Raw genomic sequence first — 3,592 nt, forward strand, 5'->3', positions numbered from 1 at the left:
GGCGTGATCGGGTAGATGGCGCAGAGCTCGTTGAGCCGGAAGGCGACGTCGGCCGCGGCCTCGTTCCCGTCGATGGTGACCTGTTCCCTGGTGGCCTCTTCCCTGGTGGCCACGTCCGTGGTTGTCACGTCAGCCCCTCTCCACCGCGTCGGTGACCTGCACCGGCGCAGACTCAGACTCGAACTCCGACTCGGCCACCATCTCGATGGCGTGGACGGGGCACTGGCGATAGCACGTGCCGCATCCGGTGCACTTGGCGTAGTTGAACTCGTAACGAAGTCCCTTGCCCAGCTTGATGATCGCGTCCTCCGGGCACGATCCGAAGCAGCCGTCGCACTCGAAGCAGTTGCCGCACGACAGGCACCGGCCTGCCTCGAACAGCGCCTCCTGCTCGGACAGCCCGGCGACGACCTCCTCGAAGGCCTTGATGCGCACCGCCGGGTCGAGCTCCGGCTGCTGGCGCCGATCGTGGTCGCCGAAGTACCAGAGGTTGAGCCGGTCGGAGTGGATGATGTCGTGCTTGGGCGCCTTGACGAACTCCTCGGAGCGGAGCCACGCATCGATGCTCCGAGCGGCCCGCTTGCCGTGCCCGACGCCGATCGTCACGGTGCGCTGGCTCGGGACCGCGTCACCGCCGGCGAAGATCCCCGGCGCGCCGGTCATCAGCGTCGAGGGATGGACCTGCACGACGTCGTCATCGAACTCGACGCCCGCCACGCCGCGCAGGAAGGCGGTGTCGCTCTCCTGGCCGAGCGCGAGGATGACCGTGTCGGCTGCAAGCGTCTCGTAGACACCGGTCCCGTGCGGGCGGCCGCGTTCGTCCAGCTCCTGGACCTCGACGGTGAGGTCGCCCTCGCCCATGTCCTTGATGGTGCGCAGCCAGTTGATCCGGATCCCCTCGGCCTCGGCGTCCTCCGCCTCCTCCTCGTGGGCAGGCATCTGCTCCCGGCTCCGGCGGTAGACGATGACGGACTCGTCGGCGCCGACGCGCCGGGCTACACGGGCGGCATCCATCGCGGTGTTGCCGCCGCCGTAGACCGCGACGGTCCCGCTCAGCGCCTCCTGTTCGCCCGTCTCGACGCCGCGCAGGAAGGTGACGGCGTCGAGGACGCGCTTGGCGTCCATGTTCGGGATGTCGACCCGCTTCGACAGGTGCGCCCCGACCGCGACGAAGACGGCGTCGAAGTCGCCCTCGACCTTCTCGGCCTCGAGGTCGGTGACTCGATGGTTCTGCTCGAAGCGCACCCCGAGGGTCACCAGGCGCGCGATCTCCGCATCGAGGACGTGCCGGGGCAGCCGATAGGCCGGGATGCCGTAGCGCATCATGCCGCCGGGCTCGGGTCCGTTGTCGCGCACGACGACCTCGTGCCCGAGGCGGGCGAGGTGGAAGGCGGCGGACAGCCCACTCGGCCCGGAACCGATGACGAGCACGCGGCGTCCCGTCCGGGTGGCCGGAGGCTCGAACTGCCAGCCCTGCTCGATGGCGAGGTCGCCGAGGAACCGCTCGACCGCGTGGATCGACACGGCACCGTCCAGGTCGACCCGGTTGCAGGCGGTCTCGCACGGGTGGTAGCAGACCCGTCCGTGGATCGCCGGGAACGGGTTGTCCGCCGTCAGCTGCCGCCACGCCGCCTCGTGGTCGCCGTCCTTCTCGTGGGCCAGCCAGGCCTGGATGTTCTCCCCGGCGGGACACCCTGCGTTGCACGGCGGGAGCAGGTCGACGTAGATCGGGCGCTGGGAGCGCACCGGCCCGGAACGGAGGCGTCCCAAGCCAAGCGGCGCCAGCGGGGTGAGGTCTCGTTGCTGTTCGGACACGCGCATCTCCAAGGTCCGCGCCCGGACGCAGCCACGCCCGGGACACCGGGTACTACGAGTTGTAGTACTACAGTACCTGCCGGATCGCGGGCCGGTGTTGTCCCCTTGGTCACGTCGAGTGCAAGGTCACATTCGAGCGGGAGCGAGCTCAGCGGCATACGACACACACCCCACAATCGAGTGAACAAGATTTGGGAGGCGACTTCCCAATTGCTGTTCCTTCGATTGCGAGGGAACATCCCGTATGCCGCTGAGCTCGCCTCCAGCACCATCGCAGTCCCAGCCCTCCCGAGCTTCGTCGACGGTGCGCTCCGTGTCACACACGCCAGTCAAGCGCCGTGGTCCTCATCTGGCGGAAGAACCAGCCTCGATCCCGCCACCTGAGGACCCGGGTCCCCACCTGGCGTCCACCGTGCAAGATCCGCCGCGGCGCATATGTCGGAGCGTTGACGGTCGTTACGGACGAATGGGAAGGTCTGTGACGTGACCGACACCGCCGTGCCGCCTGTCGCGCTCGTCTCCGGCGCCGGGCGGGGCATCGGGCGAGCCGTTGCGGTAGCTCTCAGCGAGGCCGGTCACTCGGTCGCCCTCACCGCCCGCAACGCGACCGAGCTCAAGGAGACCGCCGCCGCGTGTCCCGGACCGACCCTCGTCGTGCCGGGTGACATCACCGATCGAGAATTCGTCGACGAGCTCTTCGAGCGGGTCGAGGCCGAGCTCGGGACCGTCAGCGTCCTCGTCGCGAACGCCGGGGCCGGCACGTCCGCCCGGTTGGCGAAGACGACCGACGAGCAATGGCAGCAAATGCTCGACCTCAACCTCACCGCTCCGTTCCGGTGCCTCCGGCGAGCGCTGCCCGGCATGACGGGGCGCGGGCACGGGCGGGTCGTCGTCATCGCCTCGGTCGCAGCGAAGGTGGGCGAGCCCTACATCGCCGCCTACACCGCGAGCAAGCACGGCGTGCTCGGGCTCGTGCGGTCTGCCGCCGCCGAAGTGGCCGGCACCGGAGTGACCGTCAACGCCGTGTGCCCGGGCTACGTGGACACGCCGATGACCGACGAGACCGTGGCCGGCATCGTCGCCAGCACGGGACGCACGGAGTCCGAGGCCCGAGCCGCTCTCGAGGCGAAGCAGCCGATCGGGCGGCTCATCCGGCCTGAGGAGGTGGCGGCCACGGTGCTGCTGTGCGTGACGACGCCCGCGATCACCGGCCAGGCCATCAATGTTGACGGAGGTGCGGTCCAGTCATGAGCGCCCTGGAGCACGTGAACCCTCCTGAGCTCGGTCGGCCGAGTGGGTTCAGCCACGCCGTCGTGGGCCGAGGGCGCATGGTGTTCCTCGCCGGGCAGACCGCGCTCGACGAAAATGGCCGCATCGTGGGCGACACGGTCGTCGAGCAGTTCGAGCGGGCGCTCACGTCGATGCTGACCTCCCTACGAGCCGCCGGTGGCGAGCCCGAGCACCTGGCGAGCGTGACGATCTACATCGTCGACATGGACGACTACCGTGCGCACTCCGCGGAGATCGGAGCGGTCTGGCGGCGCCTCGTCGGGGCGGCGTATCCGGCCATGGCCGGCATCGGCGTGGCCCGGCTGTGGGACGAGGACGCCCTCGTCGAGGTCCAGGGCTTCGCCGTCCTGCCCGACTGATGTGCGCCGGCCCCGGTCAGTCGGGAACCGCGGGATCCCGCTGCGACACCTACCGGGAGTAGAGGTCAGAGCGGGTCAAACGGCTCGCGACCGGGTGGCGGCCGCCAGGCCAAGCGCGGCGACAAGAG

3 protein-coding genes are annotated in these 3,592 nt (G+C 69.7%); 2 read left to right on the forward strand and 1 reads right to left on the reverse strand.

Going from position 1 to position 3,592, the window contains the following annotated elements:
• Positions 1 to 129: 129 nt before the first annotated feature.
• Positions 130 to 1,821, reverse strand: a complete 1,692-nt coding sequence (locus VIR15_RS18995; protein WP_331930639.1) for an NAD(P)-binding protein — start codon at positions 1,819 to 1,821, stop codon at positions 130 to 132.
• 477 nt (positions 1,822 to 2,298) lie between these two features.
• Between VIR15_RS18995 and VIR15_RS19000 the strand changes: the two genes are divergently transcribed.
• Together VIR15_RS19000 and VIR15_RS19005 are read left to right on the forward strand one after the other, a co-directional pair.
• Positions 2,299 to 3,066: an SDR family NAD(P)-dependent oxidoreductase gene (locus VIR15_RS19000; protein WP_331930641.1), complete on the forward strand. Its 768-nt coding sequence runs from the start codon at positions 2,299 to 2,301 to the stop codon at positions 3,064 to 3,066.
• The gene (locus VIR15_RS19005; protein WP_331930643.1) at positions 3,063 to 3,464 is read left to right on the forward strand and encodes a RidA family protein; all 402 of its coding nucleotides are present in this window, start codon (positions 3,063 to 3,065) and stop codon (positions 3,462 to 3,464) included. The genes VIR15_RS19000 and VIR15_RS19005 overlap by 4 nt, the downstream gene beginning before the upstream one ends.
• Positions 3,465 to 3,592 lie beyond the last annotated feature (128 nt).

This window comes from Intrasporangium sp. (assembly GCF_036566125.1).
Taxonomy (GTDB): domain Bacteria; phylum Actinomycetota; class Actinomycetes; order Actinomycetales; family Dermatophilaceae; genus Intrasporangium.